Below are 16,036 nucleotides of genomic sequence, written 5' to 3'. Positions count from 1 at the left end.
TCCAATGCGGGTGCGCTGCGGCCAATGCCGGCGGTACGGGCGATGATGCTGGAGCCGCCAGGGTATTCCAGCTGGTCCATGGCTTCCTTGAGGTCGGCCCGGTCTTCGCCCTCAATACGGCGGCTCACGCCACCGCCGCGCGGGTTGTTGGGCATCAGCACCACATAGCGGCCGGCCAGAGATACAAAAGTCGTCAGCGCCGCGCCCTTGTTGCCGCGTTCTTCCTTTTCGACCTGGACCAGCAGTTCCTGGCCTTCCTTTATCACATCGCTGATGCGCGCCTGGCTGACCGGTACGCCTTGCGCAAAGTATTGCTTCGAGATTTCCTTGAAGGGCAGAAAACCGTGGCGGTCTTCGCCGTAGTCGACAAAACAGGCTTCAAGTGATGGCTCGACGCGTGTGACGACAGCCTTGTAGATGTTGCCCTTGCGCTGCTCGCGCCCTTCGATTTCAATTTCGTAGTCGAGGAGTTTTTGTCCGTCAACAATCGCCAGGCGGCGTTCTTCTGCCTGAGTGGCGTTTACCAGCATCCGTTTCATCGGGTATTCCTTGTCGTTCTTCGTTCTAATGCCCAAAAATGGGTCAACGACGCCAAGAGCAACGCTATGCGAACGTGGGGAATTGCCGGAGAGCCTTTGACAGCACGCTGGCCGACTGAAAAATCAGTCAGCCAAGTGGTCTGGGCGTGGGCGCGTGGATGGCGTGAGCAGGGGTCCGGCAGGAGGTTGCTACAAAAAAAATAGCTTTTTGCGCCCGTTGCACATGGACTACAGGCTGATTTGTGCCATAGAGCAGGGCCAAAAGGCGCCGCAGGCATGCAAAAACCAGACCGTTCCGTGTTGTCATCAGAGGCTTCCTGTCAATGGACTTGGTCTCACGTGGATCCGTGCGCAGTCGTCAGCCCGTGGCTAGCGGCTGCACACCTAATATTCCGTAGTTGTATTCGCAAAACGTCGCCTCGTCTGCGTAACAATTCCCGTGTCGCGAGGTGCCTGGCACTCATCGCCCGCGGGCAATTGCCACCAGTGGCATCGACCTTCCAGCGAGGCTGTTTGCAGGCCTTTTCAGGGGCTTTGGATTGGCGTGGATTAAACTCCAGACAAATCAACTACTTACAGCGCATCGCTAGTGAAATACATTATAGGGGTAGCGTCAGGCAAGACAAAGCGCCCGGCAAAAGCACCGGCCAGGCCAATCTTTTCGGCAGTTCAGCCCCAGACAAAAGCTCTGCCAGCGCAGCCAGTGCCCAAAATTTCTGAAGCTGTTGCGCCGGCAATGGCGCAAGCAACGCTGGTCACGGTGGACGAAGATTACGCGGGTCAGCGGCTCGACAATTTCCTGATCCGCCAGCTGAAAGGCGTGCCCAAAACTCATGTTTATCGCATCATCCGCAGCGGCGAGGTCCGGGTTAACAAGGGCCGGGCGCATGCGGATACCCGCGTCGAGGCAGGGGACCTCGTGCGCCTGCCGCCGGTGCGCACGTCAGAGCGGGCCGAACAGAAGGCCCAAGCCATGTTGCAAGTCATGACCGTGGTGGCGCGCCACGGCGCGAGTTCCACCATAGGCGGTCATGCGCCATCACGCGAATTTCCGATTTTGTTTGAGGATGATTTTTTGCTGGCGATCGACAAACCGGCCGGTGTGGCCGTGCATGGCGGCAGCGGCGTGAGTTTTGGCATCATCGAGCAGTTGCGCATGGCCAGGCCGGAGGCCGATTTTCTGGAGCTGGTGCACCGGCTGGACCGCGAGACCAGCGGAATTTTGCTGATTGCCAAGCGCCGCATGGCTTTGAAGCTGCTGCAGGAGCAATTCCGGGAGCGCGAGACCGACAAGGTCTACTTGGCGCTGGTCAGCGGCAACTGGCCCGCCAACCAGCGTGTGATTGACAAGGCGCTGCACAAATACCTGCTGCCCAATGGCGAGCGGCGTGTCAAGATCGTGCCCAATGACCATCCGGATGCGATGCGCTCAGTCACGCTGGTCAAGGTCAAATCTGTCATCGCCGCCAGTCCGCTGGTGCCGGCGACGCCTTTTACCCTGCTGGAAGTCACCATCAAGACCGGCCGGACGCACCAGATTCGCGTCCATCTGGCAGGCGCTGGTCATCCGATCGCAGGCGACGACAAATACGGTGACTTCGAGCTGAACCGGACACTGCAACGCAGCAGCCCCGGGGCGGCATCGTTGAAGCGCATGTTTTTGCACGCCTGGAGCCTGAAGTTCAACCACCCTAAAAGCAGAAAAGCGATTCAACTGCAAGCCGCCTTGCCCGAAGAGCTGCAGCAGTTTTTGCCGTCGCGCGCGGTGGAGCCCTGTTCCGGGCCCACCGCAGAGACTGAGAAATCCTGAGGAATTCGACCAGCAAGTCATGCCAAAGCGCTTCGGCCAGCGACAATCCGTGCATGGACACACGAAACTTTGACCTGATCGCCTTTGACTGGGACGGAACGCTGTTCGACTCCACCCAGATCATCGTGCGCTGCATCCAGGCGGCGGTATGCGACGTGGGTGGTAAAAAGCCGACCCAGAAGGCTGCGGCTTATGTCATCGGGCTGGGCCTGATGCAGGCGCTGGCGCACGCCGCGCCCGACGTGCCGCCTGAAAAATACCCCCAGCTGGGTGAGCGTTATCGTCACCATTACGCACGGCACTTCAACGACCTTAGCCTGTTTGCGGGGGTCTTGCCGCTACTCGATGCGTTGAAGGCGCGTGGCCATCTGCTGGCGGTGGCCACCGGAAAATCCCGTCACGGGCTGGACGAGGCGCTGCAAAGCGTCGAGCTGAAAGACGTTTTTGACGGCTCCCGCACCGCCGACGAGACGGCCGGCAAACCCGATCCGCTGATGCTGCATGAGCTGATGTCACAGTTTGACCTCCCGGCAGACCGCGTACTGATGGTTGGTGACACCACGCATGACTTGCAGATGGCACTGAACGCCGCCTGCCCGAGTGTCGGCGTGAGCTACGGCGCGCATGAGCCTGAGACATTTACGGTTCTTAAACCCCTTCATGTGGCGCATTCGGTGCGGCAGTTGCATGATTGGTTGCTAGTCAACGGTTAATTCGCAGCTCGAGCAACCATGAGTGAACTGCAGCTACTTTGCAATAGTTCGGATTTGCTGGAGAGCGGCTTGGCTGTGCCTTTTGACATCATCTATGCCGGACAGACCTGCCGCGCCTTCGCGGTGCGCTACCAGGGTCAGCCGCAGGCCTACCTGAACCGCTGCACCCATGTGGCGATGGAGCTGGACTGGCAGGCCAACCGCGTCTTTGACGCGAGTGGCCAATGGTTGCTGTGCGCCAGTCATGGTGCGGCTTACCGGCCCGATACCGGGCAATGCGCAGGTGGTCCGTGCCGCGGCGGGCTGGTCAAAATCACGCTTTCCGAGTGGACCGGTGTGGTTTTTTGGCATGCTGCTTACAACCTCAAGCCCGTCCTGTTTTAAATACTTCTCTAAACTAGTCCCATGAACGATTCAAACCGCACCGGCAACCCCGACCCTTCCCCAGAGTTTCCAAAAGAGCCCACATTTCAGCCAAATCAGCCTGATGTCCAATACTCACGGTTACCTGATGCTCCTGATTTCGTAGCATCAAAAACGTCGGGAGCTGGCCCGTCCGGTGGCCCGGGGTGGGAGCGCGAGACGCTGGAAAAACTGGCGTTTGCTTCGCTCAATGAGCAAAAAGCCACGCGCCGCTGGAAAACCTTGGTTCGCATGTCCTGGCTGGCATTCTTTGTTTTTCTGGTCTGGCTGGCCTTTCATCGCAGTGCCGCAACCACCGATGCAAGCACGCCTCACACGGCGGTGATCGAGATTAAGGGGGAAATTGCCGCGGGCGCCGATGCCAGTGCCGAGTTTGTCAATGCTGCGCTGCGTGCAGCGTTTGAAGATGAGGGTTCCAAGGGCATTGTGCTGCTCATCAATTCTCCAGGCGGCAGCCCGGTCCAGGCCGGCATGATGAACGATGAAATCCTGCGCCTGAAGGCCAAATACAAAAAGCCGGTTTATGCCGTCGTGGAAGAGACCTGCGCCTCAGCTGCCTATTACATCGCCGTGTCGGCTGACAAGATTTACGTCGACAAAGCCAGCATAGTAGGCAGCATCGGCGTGCTGATGGACGGTTTTGGTTTTACCGGCCTGATGGACAAGCTGGGCGTTGAGCGCCGCCTGCTGACCGCCGGAGAAAACAAGGGCTTCCTTGACCCCTTCAGCCCGCAAAGCGACAAGCAGCGTGTGTTCGCGCAGGCCATGCTGGACCAGATTCATCAGCAGTTCATCACGGTGGTCAAGCAAGGACGCGGCAAGCGTCTGAAAGAAACGCCGGAGATGTTCAGTGGCCTGTTCTGGAGTGGTCAGCAGGCGGTCGATCTGGGTCTGGCTGACCAGTTGGCCAATCTGGACTATGTCGCCCGGGAAGTGGTCAAGGCCGAGGAAATTATTGATTACACCCGCCGTGACAATGTGGCAGAACGCCTGGCCAAGAAGTTTGGCGCGGCGATGGGCGAGGGCGCAATGAAGGCATTCAAGGCGATTCCGGCGCTGCGCTGAGCGCTTTTTTTAGCTGATCAAAAATCCTGCTATTTCCGCTAGTCGCGGGATCCTTGATGTGCGTTGGCCAGCCGCAAGCAATCAGCGCCCAATACAAAACACGGTAGGAAGATCGAGCGGGAGTGTCGGCTTGTCACGCTTCCAGTGGCTCACCGGCGCACTGCGGGACATGCTGGTTCCAAGCGTCAGGCCGCAGCTCAGCGCGAGCCGTGTGTTGCCCTGAAGCGTTTGCAGCAGGCCTTGCAACAGTGCCGCGTTGCGGTAGGGCGTTTCAATAAAAAGCTGGGTCTGGCCGGTTTTCAAAGCCAGCGATTCCAGTTCCCTGATGCGCTGGGCACGGCCGGAAAGATCTTGCGGCAGGTAGCCGGCAAAGGCGAAATTCTGGCCGTTGAGGCCACTGCTCGCCAGCGCCAGCATCAGCGACATCGGCCCGGTCAGCGGCACCACCTGCAGGCCCAGATCATGCGCGGCGCGGACCACCGACGAACCCGGGTCGGCGATGGCCGGCATGCCGGCTTCGCTCACCAGACCCATATCGCGGCCTTCCATCGCCGCGACCAGCAGCGGCCGCGCATCGAAGTTGCCGGTGTGGTCCCCCTTTTTGTGAACTTCGCGTGGCAACTCCTGAATCTGTAGCGCCTGCACCGGGTTGGACAAGGGCTGCAGTTCGTTAATACGCTTCAGATAGGCGCGCGTGCTTTTTGCGTTTTCGCAGATCCAGCAGCAGAGCCGGGCCGCGACCTGCAGCGAGCTCAAGGGCATCACGTCCTGCAGCGGGGCTTGCACGTCACAGCCGAAATCAAGTGGTGCCGGGACCAGATAGAGCTTGCCCTTGGCGATCGCGGTCATGGCTTGACTTTCTTGCCGGCCAGCAGGGCGACGCCGGCAGCCCGAATCATGTTGCAGGTGCGGATCAGCGGCAGGCCGACCAGCGCGGTCGGATCGTCGCTCTCAATGGACTCGAGCAGCGCGATGCCCAAGCCTTCGCTTTTGGCGCTGCCGGCGCAGTCATAAGGCTGCTCAGCGCGCAGGTAGTTCTCGATCTCGTCATCGGCGAGTTCGCGAAACTTTACCCGGACCGCCGCCAAACTGCTTTGCTCGAAGCCGCTTTCCAGACACACAACGGCGACCGCAGTTTGAAAAATCACGGTTTTCCCACGCATCTGGCGCAGCTGAACGACGGCCTGTTCATGATTGCCTGGCTTGCCCAGCGGCAGGCCATTGAGGTCGGCCACCTGGTCGGAGCCAATTACGACGGCGTGCGGAAAACCATTTGCCACCGCGCGGGCTTTGGCCAGCGCCAGGCGTTCGGCCAGCCGGCGCGGATTTTCGTCCGGCAAAGGACTTTCATCGACATCTGGCGCGGCCACATCGAACGGGATTTGCAGGCGTTGCAGCAGTTCGCAGCGGTAACGTGAGGTGGAGCCCAGTACCAGCGATCGGGATACTGGCTGGCTGGCAGGTGTGATGTGGGGTAGCGCTGGAGATTCGGCGGCTGGACGAGATACAGGATTCATGCCTTGATTCTCTTACACTGCAGACATGTCCCAATTTAATCAAGCCAGCAGGCTCAACATGCAGGCCTTAGCCCTTGAAGGCGTACCTCTCACCGGAACCACTTTGCTGCAAGATATGGAGCGTCTTGCCCATGAGGTGCAAGTCGTTCAGCCCGATTCTTGTGTGAATTGGCAGGCCAGCGCAGAGTTGCGGCCGGGTTCTGGTGCCGAAGACGATGTCTGGTTGCATTTGCAAGCCAAAACGTCGGTTGCCCTGATCTGCCAGCGCTGCATGGCCACTGTCGCCGCGCCGCTTGAGGTGGACCAGTGGTACCGCTTTGTGGCAACTGAAGAGATTGCGATGGCGGAAGACGATGAGTCTGAAGAGGACCTGCTGGTGATGGAGCCGCAGTTTGACCTGCTGGCCGTGCTGGAAGATGAGTTGCTGATGGCGCTGCCGCTGGTGCCGATGCATGACGAGTGCCCTGTCCCCCCGGTGTTGCGGGCCGGCGATGAGGAACTTTCGGCTGAAACTGGCGAGAAGCCGAATCCGTTTGCGGTGCTATCCGGGCTCAAGAAGAAAAATGAGTGAAGAAATACTGATTTTTTCGATTGCGACGCGCTCGTTCGTGGCCATCGCGTAACAGCCCGGTCAGGCCTTGTCGGAAATTGCCGAGTCTCACGCTATAATCTGGGGCTTCGCGTACCAAGGTAGCGCTGTTGCCCCTTGCAGACTGATGCAGGGCTCCAGTCACCAGAAACTGAAATTTGGTGCGTAATTAACCAACACCACACCCCGTCAGGAGCGAATCATGGCTGTCCAGCAAAACAAAAAATCCCCTTCAAAGCGCGGTATGCACCGCTCGCACAATGCACTGAACGTGCCAGGCATCGCTGTGGAATCCACCACCGGTGAAGTCCATTTGCGCCATCACATCAGCCCCACCGGTTTCTATCGTGGTCGCAAGGTGTTGAAAACCAAAGCCGAAGCATAATTCCGGGTTTCAGGTACTGGCCCGCACTCATCCTGCGGGCCTTTCTTTTGCTCCATTTAAAATTTTGACGTCCGCAGTCTTCTCATGATCAGGATTGCTGTCGATGCCATGGGTGGGGACGTAGGCCCTGCGGTGACACTGCCTGCGAGCCTCGCATTTCTGGAGGGCCACCCTGAAGCCGCGTTGCTACTGGTGGGCCAGCCTGAACTCATGGCGGTGCACCCGCTGTACTCCCGGCTGCAGGCACACGCCCGATGCCAGATCGTCGCGGCCAGTGAGGTTGTGACGATGGACGATTCAATCGAAGTCGCGCTCCGGCGCAAAAAAAATTCATCCATGCGGGTGGCCTTGAATCAGGTTAGCGAGGGTGTTGCCCAGGCTGCCGTATCCGGGGGCAACACTGGCGCCCTGATGGCGATTGCGCGCTACGTGCTCAAAACGCTGGACGGTATCGACAGGCCGGCAATTGCCTCCCAGCTGCCCAATGCAGCTGGCCGGGCTACCACCGTGCTTGATCTGGGTGCCAATGTGGACTGCACCGAAGACCACCTGCTCCAGTTTGCAGTCTTGGGCTCGGCGCTGGTGGCGTCCATTGACGATAATCCGGCGCCCAGCGTGGGCCTGCTCAATATCGGCGAAGAGGCGATAAAGGGTGGTGAGATGATCAAGAAAGCGGGCAAATTATTGCAGGCGGCATCTAACTGCGGCGATATCAATTTTTTTGGGAATGTCGAGGGGAACGACATCTTCAAGGGCACTACCGATATTGTTGTATGCGATGGATTTGTTGGAAATGTAGCGCTCAAGACCAGTGAGGGTTTGGCCAACATGATTGGCGACTTCATCAAGGCAGAATTTTCACGCAATATTTTTACCAAAGCTGCGGCGCTCCTTTCGTATCCTGTGTTGAGCGCGTTTAAAAAGCGGTTTGACCATAGGCGCTATAACGGTGCCGCACTTCTTGGCCTGCGGGGCCTCGTCTTCAAGAGCCATGGCTCGGCAGATGCGTTCGCCTTTGAGCGGGCACTGAATCGGGCTTATGATGCTGCTCGGAACAATTTGCTGGAAAGGGTTCGTGAACGTATCGCGCATGCTGCGCCCCTGCTGGGCGCGAAAAGGCCCGCCACGTTAATCGAGATGGTTCCTGTGCTTGCCACCTTGCCGGCTGACCCACACGGTTCGACCACTGCACACTAATTTAAAGTAATGACCCGTTATTCACGCATTACCGGCACTGGCAGCTACTTGCCACCGCGCCGACTGACCAATGTCGATCTGGCGGCCGAGCTCGCGGCCAGGGGCGTTGAAACATCGGATGAGTGGATCGTGGAGCGTACCGGCATTCGGGCGCGCCACTTTGCGGCGCCCGACGTCACCAGCAGCGATCTGGGCGTGGAGGCCGCCAAACACGCGCTTGAAGCGGCAGGGCTGCAACCCGCCGAGATTGACCTCATCATTGTTGCTACGTCTACACCCGACATGGTATTTCCTTCGGCAGCCTGCATTTTGCAGAACAAGCTGGGCATTGCGGGTTGCCCTGCTTTTGACGTGCAGGCAGTTTGCAGTGGCTTTGTCTATGCGTTGACCATCGCCGATTCGATGATCAAGACAGGCTTGGCCAGCAAGGCGCTGGTCATCGGCGCAGAAGTGTTTTCGCGCATTCTGGATTTCTCCGACCGGACCACCTGTGTTCTGTTTGGCGACGGCGCGGGTGCGGTAATTCTTGAGGCGTCGGACACTCCCGGCATTCTTGCCAGCGACCTGCATGCCGATGGCAAGCATGTCGATATTTTGTGCGTTCCCGGTCATGTCTCGGGCGGTCATGTGCTTGGGAATCCGCTGCTGAAAATGGACGGACAGGCGGTGTTTAAATTGGCAGTAGGCGTGCTTGACAGCGCGGCACGTGCAACCCTGGCCAAGGCAAATCTCACGGCGGCGGATATCGATTGGTTGATTCCGCATCAAGCCAATATTCGCATCATGCGAAGCACTGCCAAAAAATTAAAGATGCCGTTCGATAAAGTAATTGTCACCGTAGATCAGCATGGCAACACCTCGGCTGCGTCGATCCCTCTGGCGCTGGATGATGCCGTTCGAAGTGGCAAGGTAAAAAAAGGCGACGTCCTGATGCTGGAAGGCGTGGGCGGCGGCTTCACTTGGGGTGCAGTGCTTCTCAAATACTGAGATGGCTGCATTGACCAGTCGGTTGACCTCTGACAGACAGGTGGCCGCTTGAATTTCCAATTGCCACACCGCACCGTGCAAAAGGACCGCTTTGCCGCGCTATTCCTGGTTGTGGCTTTTGTTTTGGCCGGATGGAAAATTGCCGGACGCCCTCCTGCCGAAAATTTCGCCACTGTCAAGCAGCCGACGGCAGCATCGACGAATGCTCGACATGCGGCTCCCGAAACCCCCGTGACGGCTAGCCAGCCACCGCCAAAGCTGTCTGCGGATCGCCGCTTCCGGGTTGACGCGGGCTTTGTTTCCTCCACACCCGGCGAAGCCGTGCATGCGGCCTCGGTGGTCGAGTTGCGCGATGGTGGTTTGCGGGCGGTGTGGTTTTCTGGCTCACGTGAGGGGGCTGCGGATGTGGCCATCAAGAGCGCCGTGATGGACGCCAAAAGTCTACGCTGGAGTGCTGAAAGCACGCTCTTTGAGCGGAAGAGACTTCAGCGCGGCCTTTGGCGTTACGTCAAGAAAATCGGCAATCCGGTGATTGCCCGCGCGCCGGATGGTTCGCTCATGCTCTGGATGGTGAATGTTTCGCTGGGCGGCTGGGCAGGCAGTTCCATCACCTGGGCGCGGTCTGGCGATGAAGGCGCAAGCTGGAGCGATCCCGCAAGGCTGGTGACCTCACCATTTCTCAATATCAGCACCCTCGTCAAAGGCGCACCGGTCTTTTACCGAAACGGTGAAATCGGATTGCCGGTCTACCACGAGTTTGTCAGTAAATTTGCAGAAATTCTGCGTATCAGCCCTGAGGGGAAGATTCTTGACAAAACCCGCATCCCCGGCAGCCAGGCCAGCTTGCAACCGGTGCTGCTGGTAGCCGACCCCGAACACGCGCAGATATATATGCGCTCCGGCCGTGCCACAGCCCTGATGACGTCAGCGACGGACGATGCTGGCAAAACCTGGTCGGTCACTCATGCCGCCAGCTGGCCCAACCCGGATTCGGCACTTGCAGGGGTGGTGACTGCAACCGGCCAGCAATGGCTTGCCTTGAACCCGGATTCCAAAAACCGGGAAATTCTGGCACTGTTGCACACTCATGCGGGAGGCTCCTTTGATGGTGTGAAGCCGTGGGTCGTGGAGTCGTCCGCCACGCCCCAAACGCGCCTCTCAATCAGCGATTACGAGCGCGTGCTGGACGAAGAACTCAAGGCCGGTGGTGCCAGTGGAGCACAGGCGCGGGCCTATATCGCCAGCGCCAGGCGTCAGCTGTGTGGCGCTGAGACTTGCTCCCAGGAGTTCTCCTACCCTTATTTGCTGCAAAGCCGTGATGGTTACCTTCACCTGGTTTACACATGGCACCGCAGCCGCATCAAGCATGTCCGGCTTGATCCCTTGCTAGTTCTTCAAGTCCCTCAAACTGTGCCGGTTGCCCCGGTATCCATAAACCATGCCCCCGCTAACTGATCTGCTGGCCTTGCTTGGCATTGATCTGGTGTTGTGCGCCGGAGGTTTGCGACTACTGAACGGCAAGCGTGGAATGGGCTGCTGGACCAACTGGATCGCGCTTGTCTGCTTCGTAATTTTCTGGCTTCCGGTGGGTGCAGCGCAGCTGCCGGTCCTGGCGTATATCCGCGGCGTGAGTTCGGATTTAAGCGTCACGCTAGTCTCGCTGGCTTGTCTGGGTTTGTGCCAACGGCTGTTTGGGGTTCCTGCCGTCGCGCAGCGGGAAAAAATCGCACTGTATGGGGCAGTCGCCGCCACTGCGATATTTTTATATCCCCTTTCCCTTGGTTGGGGCGACTGGGATGTTTATCGCGCCGGATGGGGCTCATACGGCATGTTGCTAGCGCTGCTCGGGTTGTCTCTGCTGTGTTTGAGTAAAGGATTTCGGCTTCTGCCGATGCTGGTGGGGCTGTCGCTGCTGGCCTGGAGTGCGGGTCTGATGGAGTCGGCCAATCTATGGGACTACCTTGTTGACCCCTGGCTGGTGATAGCCGCGTTTTTTCAATGCATGAAGACTGGCGCGCAAGGGTTGCTGCTTCAATTCAGATGGCCTGGGGCGGCTGCCAAGGTCATCCAGCCGCAGCGGTTCTGATGAAGCGCGATGAAAATGTGGTGCGGCTGTCCGGCATCTTTCTACAATGAGCGCAATTCATTTTTGCGATTGATAACCGGAGTGATCATTTGAAATTGTTTGCTTTTGTTTTTCCTGGTCAGGGCTCACAGTCTGTGGGCATGCTGGATGCTTGGGGCGACCATCCAGTGATCAGGCAAACCCTGGCGGAAGCTTCCGACGCACTGGCTGAAGATGTCGGCCTGCTCATCAAAAACGGCCCCAAGGAAGCGCTGGCCATGACCACCAACACGCAGCCGGTCATGCTGGTGGCCGCTGTAGCGGCTTATCGGGTGTGGATGACTGAAACAGGTGTTGCACCGGCGGCGGTGGCGGGTCATTCCCTGGGTGAATATTCCGCGCTCGTGGCCTCTGGCGTGTTGTCGCTGACGCAGGCCGCGCCCCTGGTTCGCTTTCGGGCGCGGGCGATGCAGGATGCTGTCCCGGTCGGTGAGGGCGCCATGGCGGCTATTCTGGGCATGGACGCTGCCAGCGTCATTGAAGGCTGCGCCGAAGCGGTGAGAACCTTTGGGCCGAACACGCCTGAAGTGGTGGAAGCTGTCAATTTTAACGACCCACTGCAAACCGTGATCGCCGGCAGCAAGGCTGCGGTCGAAAAAGCCTGTGAAATCCTCAAGGCCAGCGGGGCAAAACGTGCCCTGTCCTTGCCGGTCTCCGCGCCCTTTCATTGCAGTTTGATGAAGCCGGCGGCCGAAAAGCTCAGAAAAAAACTGGCTGACATCGAGTTTTCAGCGCCACAAATCCCCGTCATCAACAATATTGACGTTTCCGCCGAAACTGACCCTGAACGGATCCGGCTGGCGCTCTACCGGCAGGCGTTCGGGCCGGTGCGCTGGGTTGAGTGCGTGCAAGCCATCAAGGCGCGGGGACTGACGACCTTCATTGAATGCGGACCCGGCAAAGTGCTGGCCGGCATGGTCAAAAGAATTGATTCCGGTTTAACGGGCGCGCCCCTGTATGATCCGGCCTCGTTGGCGCAAGTGAAGGAAATACTGGCATGAGTGAAATGAAGTTCGAAGGGCAGGTGGCGCTGGTCACTGGCGCGTCGCGCGGCATAGGTGCAGCCATTGCGCTGGACCTGGCCCACAAAGGCTTGAAAGTGACGGGTACTGCAACCACCGATGAGGGGGCCGCAAAAATCAGCCACACGCTCGCCGCTTTTCCCGGCTGTGTCGGCAGAAAGCTGGATGTGAATGATGCGGCTGCAGTCGAAGGGCTCATTGACAGTCTGGTCGCAGAATACGGTGGGTTGCAAGTGTTGGTGAACAATGCCGGCATTACGCGAGACATGCTGGCGATGCGCCTCAAGGATGATGATTGGGATGCGGTTTTGGACACCAATCTGAAAGCGGTGTTCCGCATGAGCCGTGGGGTCATGCGCACCATGATGAAACAGCGTTATGGCCGCATCATCAGCATTACCTCTGTCGTGGGCGCGTCGGGTAATGCGGGGCAGGCTAATTACGCTGCTGCCAAAGCGGGCGTAGCCGGCATGACGCGTGCGCTGGCGCGCGAACTGGGTTCGCGCAACATCACGGTCAACTGCATCGCCCCAGGCTTTATCGAAACCGACATGACGGCCCGGTTGCCTGAAGCGCAGCAAAAGGCATTACTGGGACAAATCCCGCTGGGCCACCTTGGCAAGCCTCAGGATATTGCGCACGCCGTGGCATTTGTCGCGAGTCCGAAGGCGGCTTACATCACGGGCCAAGAGATTCACGTCAACGGTGGCATGTACATGTAGATGTTTTGCCAGAAGTATTTGCGCTGCCGTTTCCAGGAAAATAGCAGCCCGATAGTGTTAGAAGTAAAGAAAATCGAAGCCGGTTTCTCTCCGTCCGGCCCGGTGCTTGGGGCATCAGCTCCAACGCGGTAAAATCACGGATTAATTTACAACCCTCAGAGGGATTTATGAGCGATATCGAAGCACGCGTTAAGAAAATCATTGCCGAACAACTTGGCGTAGAAGAAGGTCAAGTCACCAGCGAAAAAGCCTTTGTGGCCGATTTGGGCGCTGATTCGCTTGACACCGTAGAACTGGTGATGGCACTGGAAGACGAGTTTGGTATTGAAATTCCCGACGAAGATGCCGAGAAAATCACGACCGTCCAGAACGCGATCGACTACGCGAACACGCACCAAAAAGCCTAACGCTTTTGCGCTTTTGTCGTCATCAACCTGAATAGCCATTTGTGGTCTTTTCAGGTTTTTTTCAGGATTTGTGAATGAACCGTCGTCGTGTCGTCGTGACAGGTCTGGGTTGTGTCAGCCCGGTGGGAAATACCGTCGCCGATTCTTGGGCCAACGTGCTTGCCGGAACGCCCGGCATTGACTTGATTACCCAATTTGATGCAAGTAATCTTGCCTGCAGATTTGCCGGTGAGGTCAAGGGTTTCAACATCACGGATTACATTCCTGAAAAAGAAGCGCGACACATGGATCGTTTCATCCATTTGGGCCTGGCGGCAGCATGTCAGGCGGTGGCTGATAGCGGTTTGCCGACCGGAGAAGCTCTCGGCGACGAGATGGCAACCCGCATCGGTTGCAATATTGGTTCGGGCATCGGAGGTTTACCGATGATTGAGCTGATGCACGGTGAACTCGTGAATCGCGGACCGCGCCGCATTTCGCCGTTTTTCGTGCCAGCCACGATTATCAACATGATTTCCGGCCACGTGTCTATCAAGTTTGGCTTCAAGGGGCCAAACATTGCGGTCGTGACAGCCTGCACCACAGGCCTGCATGCAATTGGCCTTTCGGCGCGCATGATCGAGTACGGCGACTGCGATGTGATGGTGGCCGGAGGGGCTGAAGCGACGGTATCAGCTCTGGGTATCGGCGGTTTCGCTGCGGCCCGTGCGCTTTCGACCCGTAATGAAGATCCTAAAACAGCGTCACGCCCCTGGGACAGAGACCGTGATGGTTTTGTATTGGGTGAAGGTGGAGGCGTTGTGGTGCTGGAAGAGTACGAGCATGCCAAGGCACGCGGCGCAAAAATTTACGCCGAAGTCATTGGCTTTGGCATGAGTGCTGATGCTCATCATATGACCGCGCCAGATATCGATGGTCCCCGCCGCTCCATGGCCATGGCATTGAAAAACGCGGGCGTCAATGCCGACCAGGTTCAATACCTCAATGCCCATGGCACCTCCACACCGCTGGGTGACTTGAATGAAACCAACGCCATCAAGGCGGCATTTGGTGCTCATGCCAGGGACATGGTGGTCAGCTCAACCAAATCAATGACCGGGCACTTGCTGGGAGGCGCTGGCGGCATTGAGTCGGTGTTTACTGTGCTGGCGCTCTATCACCAGAAGATACCGCCCACCATCAACATCTTTAATCAGGATCCGGAATGCGATCTCGACTTCTGCGCCAACACGGCGCGTGATGCCAACCTCGATGTCGCGGTCAAGAACAATTTTGGATTCGGTGGTACCAATGGCACTCTGGTATTCAAGCGAGTCTGAGGTGCTTGGCCGTCCACGGTTCCAATACGCGCCAAGCCACTGACTGCCTTGACCATGCACAACGCCCCGTCGGTCGTTTATCCGCTGGGGCGTTCGCGTTTTCTGAGCCGATTGTTGCTGGCGTTGTGGCTTGCGGGGCTGCTGCTGGCGTTGTTATGGCTTTATCTCGGCCAGCGACTCGACTGGCGAGTGGGTTTGGCATTTGCGGCCGTGCTGGGTGCCGGCGTGGCCGCGCGGGCGGGCTGGAGCAATACACCGACCGGCCAGCTGGTGTGGAACGGTGAAGTCTGGCGTTGGGAGAGCGCAAGCTACCAGACCGGAATCGCAGAACACGAACTTTACGTCATTGCCGATTTTCAGTCCATGTTGCTGTTGAGGCTGGAGAACCAGGCAAGCGCCAGCTTGTGGCTGTGGATGGAGCGAAGTGCCTTCCCGGAGCGTTGGCTGGATTTGCGTCGTGCGGTCTATTCTGCGCGCAAAGGGCCTGCATCCCCGCAGCAGCACGACTTGTCGCCGCCGGTTGTGGCAGTATCCGACGCTATGCCTCTGGTTGAAGTATCGCGAGTAAAGTCATGAGCACCGATCTGCCCCCCGTGTCACCCGAAAACGCAGCCGATAGCGATGCCATACTGGTGGAGCGCACTGTAGCAGGTGATCAAAAAGCTTTCGAGCTGTTGGTTATCAAATACCAGCGGCGCATCCAGCGGCTGATTGGACGCATGGTTCGCGACGTGGACTTGGTGGAGGATATCGCCCAAGAGACGTTTATTCGCGCTTACCGGGCTCTAGCCCAGTTCAGGGGTGAGTCCCAGTTTTACACCTGGCTTTACCGAATTGCGGTGAATACTGCAAAAAAAGCCTTAATGGACCTCAAACGCAATCCTACAGTCTCCGAAAATGCCTACAAATCAGCGGACGACGATGAAACTTCCCCGCTCGAAAACGAACTAACAACTTCAGAAACTCCAGATGCGGTGTTGGCCAGCAAGGAAATCGCCGAAATTATTAACGCGGCCATGGAGGCTCTGCCTGAAGAGCTCAGGCAGGCGATCACTCTGCGTGAGATCGAAGGCTTGAGTTATGAGGAAATTGCGGAAGCAATGATTTGTCCTATAGGCACGGTACGGTCCCGCATTTTCAGAGCACGGGAAGCGATTTCGGCGAAGGTCAAGCCCTTGCTGGAAAACCAGTCGGGAAAACGCTGGTGAAATCTTGG

Annotated in this window: 19 protein-coding genes; 16 read left to right on the top strand and 3 right to left on the bottom strand. The window is 58.0% G+C overall.

All coding sequences use genetic code 11. From position 1 onward, the window contains the following. On the bottom strand, positions 1–539 hold a 539-nt coding region (locus tag HHJ19_RS04050), incomplete at its 3' end, for a S1 RNA-binding domain-containing protein (RefSeq protein ID WP_296904291.1). Positions 540–1,275: 736 nt separating this feature from the next. Here HHJ19_RS04050 and HHJ19_RS04045 point away from each other — a divergent pair. From HHJ19_RS04045 to HHJ19_RS04030, 4 genes are read left to right on the top strand one after another with little or no spacing between them, the layout of a single operon-like run. Continuing rightward, positions 1,276–2,349, top strand: coding sequence for an RluA family pseudouridine synthase (locus HHJ19_RS04045; protein ID WP_296904300.1), 1,074 nt, complete (start codon positions 1,276–1,278; stop codon positions 2,347–2,349). A 53-nt stretch (positions 2,350–2,402) separates the two neighbouring features. Further along, positions 2,403–3,062, top strand: a complete 660-nt coding sequence (locus tag HHJ19_RS04040; RefSeq protein WP_296904289.1) for an HAD-IA family hydrolase — start codon at positions 2,403–2,405, stop codon at positions 3,060–3,062. An 18-nt stretch (positions 3,063–3,080) separates the two neighbouring features. Further along, positions 3,081–3,446, top strand: coding sequence for a Rieske 2Fe-2S domain-containing protein (locus tag HHJ19_RS04035; protein ID WP_296904287.1), 366 nt, complete (start codon positions 3,081–3,083; stop codon positions 3,444–3,446). Positions 3,447–3,467: 21 nt separating this feature from the next. Beyond that, positions 3,468–4,550, top strand: coding sequence for a S49 family peptidase (locus tag HHJ19_RS04030; RefSeq protein WP_296904285.1), 1,083 nt, complete (start codon positions 3,468–3,470; stop codon positions 4,548–4,550). Between the two features lie 81 nt (positions 4,551–4,631). On the opposite strand, the gene HHJ19_RS04025 is transcribed toward HHJ19_RS04030, so the two are convergent. Both HHJ19_RS04025 and HHJ19_RS04020 read right to left on the bottom strand, forming a co-directional pair. Continuing rightward, positions 4,632–5,399 (bottom strand): SAM-dependent methyltransferase, encoded by a 768-nt coding sequence (locus tag HHJ19_RS04025; RefSeq protein WP_296904283.1) that lies wholly within the window; start codon positions 5,397–5,399, stop codon positions 4,632–4,634. Then, entirely contained in the window at positions 5,396–6,067 is a 672-nt protein-coding gene (locus tag HHJ19_RS04020; protein ID WP_296904281.1) for a Maf family nucleotide pyrophosphatase, read from the bottom strand. The genes HHJ19_RS04025 and HHJ19_RS04020 overlap by 4 nt, the downstream gene beginning before the upstream one ends. Positions 6,068–6,092: 25 nt before the next feature. Between HHJ19_RS04020 and HHJ19_RS04015 the strand changes: the two genes are divergently transcribed. From HHJ19_RS04015 to rpoE, 12 genes are all read left to right on the top strand, one after another. Next, a complete protein-coding gene (locus tag HHJ19_RS04015) occupies positions 6,093–6,638 on the top strand; it encodes a YceD family protein (RefSeq protein WP_296904279.1) in 546 nt (181 codons plus the stop codon). Positions 6,639–6,858: 220 nt separating this feature from the next. Then, entirely contained in the window at positions 6,859–7,041 is a 183-nt protein-coding gene (rpmF, locus tag HHJ19_RS04010; RefSeq protein WP_296904277.1) for a 50S ribosomal protein L32, read from the top strand. A gap of 84 nt (positions 7,042–7,125) precedes the next feature. Beyond that, positions 7,126–8,238, top strand: a complete 1,113-nt coding sequence (plsX, locus tag HHJ19_RS04005; protein WP_296904275.1) for a phosphate acyltransferase PlsX — start codon at positions 7,126–7,128, stop codon at positions 8,236–8,238. A gap of 9 nt (positions 8,239–8,247) precedes the next feature. Beyond that, the gene (locus HHJ19_RS04000) at positions 8,248–9,225 is read left to right on the top strand and encodes a beta-ketoacyl-ACP synthase III (RefSeq protein WP_296904273.1); all 978 of its coding nucleotides are present in this window, start codon (positions 8,248–8,250) and stop codon (positions 9,223–9,225) included. Between the two features lie 48 nt (positions 9,226–9,273). Further along, positions 9,274–10,680, top strand: coding sequence for an exo-alpha-sialidase (locus HHJ19_RS03995; RefSeq protein WP_296904271.1), 1,407 nt, complete (start codon positions 9,274–9,276; stop codon positions 10,678–10,680). After that, positions 10,664–11,311, top strand: coding sequence for a hypothetical protein (locus tag HHJ19_RS03990; RefSeq protein WP_296904269.1), 648 nt, complete (start codon positions 10,664–10,666; stop codon positions 11,309–11,311). The genes HHJ19_RS03995 and HHJ19_RS03990 overlap by 17 nt, the downstream gene beginning before the upstream one ends. An 89-nt stretch (positions 11,312–11,400) precedes the next feature. Then, positions 11,401–12,351 carry an ACP S-malonyltransferase gene (gene fabD / locus HHJ19_RS03985; RefSeq protein ID WP_296904267.1) on the top strand — a complete coding sequence of 317 codons (951 nt, stop codon included), beginning with the start codon at positions 11,401–11,403 and terminating at the stop codon, positions 12,349–12,351. Next, entirely contained in the window at positions 12,348–13,094 is a 747-nt protein-coding gene (gene fabG / locus HHJ19_RS03980) for a 3-oxoacyl-ACP reductase FabG (protein ID WP_296904265.1), read from the top strand. The genes fabD and fabG overlap by 4 nt, the downstream gene beginning before the upstream one ends. A gap of 167 nt (positions 13,095–13,261) precedes the next feature. Continuing rightward, positions 13,262–13,501 carry an acyl carrier protein gene (gene acpP, locus HHJ19_RS03975; protein ID WP_011484542.1) on the top strand — a complete coding sequence of 80 codons (240 nt, stop codon included), beginning with the start codon at positions 13,262–13,264 and terminating at the stop codon, positions 13,499–13,501. A gap of 74 nt (positions 13,502–13,575) precedes the next feature. Further along, positions 13,576–14,820, top strand: a complete 1,245-nt coding sequence (gene fabF, locus HHJ19_RS03970) for a beta-ketoacyl-ACP synthase II (protein ID WP_296904263.1) — start codon at positions 13,576–13,578, stop codon at positions 14,818–14,820. A 54-nt stretch (positions 14,821–14,874) separates the two neighbouring features. Next, on the top strand, positions 14,875–15,396 hold the full coding sequence (locus HHJ19_RS03965) for a hypothetical protein (RefSeq protein WP_296904261.1): 522 nt from the start codon (positions 14,875–14,877) through the stop codon (positions 15,394–15,396). Next, positions 15,393–16,028, top strand: coding sequence for an RNA polymerase sigma factor RpoE (gene rpoE, locus HHJ19_RS03960; RefSeq protein WP_296904259.1), 636 nt, complete (start codon positions 15,393–15,395; stop codon positions 16,026–16,028). Before HHJ19_RS03965 ends, rpoE begins: the two co-directional genes overlap by 4 nt. Positions 16,029–16,036 lie beyond the last annotated feature (8 nt).

The sequence above is a fragment of the Polaromonas sp. genome (assembly GCF_012927415.1).
GTDB lineage: Bacteria > Pseudomonadota > Gammaproteobacteria > Burkholderiales > Burkholderiaceae_C > Polaromonas.
Note: the sequence above shows the minus strand (reverse complement) of the source record. Positions and strands in the feature narration are given on the sequence as shown.

What these genes read in the sequence shown, in the direction of transcription:
- HHJ19_RS04045 (WP_296904300.1), top strand. Translation starts at nt 1,276, where the DNA reads ATGGCGCAAGCAACGCTGGTCACGGTGGACGAAGATTACGCGGGTCAG.
- HHJ19_RS04040 (WP_296904289.1), top strand. Translation starts at nt 2,403, where the DNA reads ATGGACACACGAAACTTTGACCTGATCGCCTTTGACTGGGACGGAACG.
- HHJ19_RS04035 (WP_296904287.1), top strand. Translation starts at nt 3,081, where the DNA reads ATGAGTGAACTGCAGCTACTTTGCAATAGTTCGGATTTGCTGGAGAGC.
- HHJ19_RS04030 (WP_296904285.1), top strand. Translation starts at nt 3,468, where the DNA reads ATGAACGATTCAAACCGCACCGGCAACCCCGACCCTTCCCCAGAGTTT.
- HHJ19_RS04025 (WP_296904283.1), bottom strand. Translation starts at nt 5,399, where the DNA reads ATGACCGCGATCGCCAAGGGCAAGCTCTATCTGGTCCCGGCACCACTT.
- HHJ19_RS04020 (WP_296904281.1), bottom strand. Translation starts at nt 6,067, where the DNA reads ATGAATCCTGTATCTCGTCCAGCCGCCGAATCTCCAGCGCTACCCCAC.
- HHJ19_RS04015 (WP_296904279.1), top strand. Translation starts at nt 6,093, where the DNA reads ATGTCCCAATTTAATCAAGCCAGCAGGCTCAACATGCAGGCCTTAGCC.
- rpmF (WP_296904277.1), top strand. Translation starts at nt 6,859, where the DNA reads ATGGCTGTCCAGCAAAACAAAAAATCCCCTTCAAAGCGCGGTATGCAC.
- plsX (WP_296904275.1), top strand. Translation starts at nt 7,126, where the DNA reads ATGATCAGGATTGCTGTCGATGCCATGGGTGGGGACGTAGGCCCTGCG.
- HHJ19_RS04000 (WP_296904273.1), top strand. Translation starts at nt 8,248, where the DNA reads ATGACCCGTTATTCACGCATTACCGGCACTGGCAGCTACTTGCCACCG.
- HHJ19_RS03990 (WP_296904269.1), top strand. Translation starts at nt 10,664, where the DNA reads ATGCCCCCGCTAACTGATCTGCTGGCCTTGCTTGGCATTGATCTGGTG.
- fabG (WP_296904265.1), top strand. Translation starts at nt 12,348, where the DNA reads ATGAGTGAAATGAAGTTCGAAGGGCAGGTGGCGCTGGTCACTGGCGCG.
- acpP (WP_011484542.1), top strand. Translation starts at nt 13,262, where the DNA reads ATGAGCGATATCGAAGCACGCGTTAAGAAAATCATTGCCGAACAACTT.
- fabF (WP_296904263.1), top strand. Translation starts at nt 13,576, where the DNA reads ATGAACCGTCGTCGTGTCGTCGTGACAGGTCTGGGTTGTGTCAGCCCG.
- HHJ19_RS03965 (WP_296904261.1), top strand. Translation starts at nt 14,875, where the DNA reads ATGCACAACGCCCCGTCGGTCGTTTATCCGCTGGGGCGTTCGCGTTTT.
- rpoE (WP_296904259.1), top strand. Translation starts at nt 15,393, where the DNA reads ATGAGCACCGATCTGCCCCCCGTGTCACCCGAAAACGCAGCCGATAGC.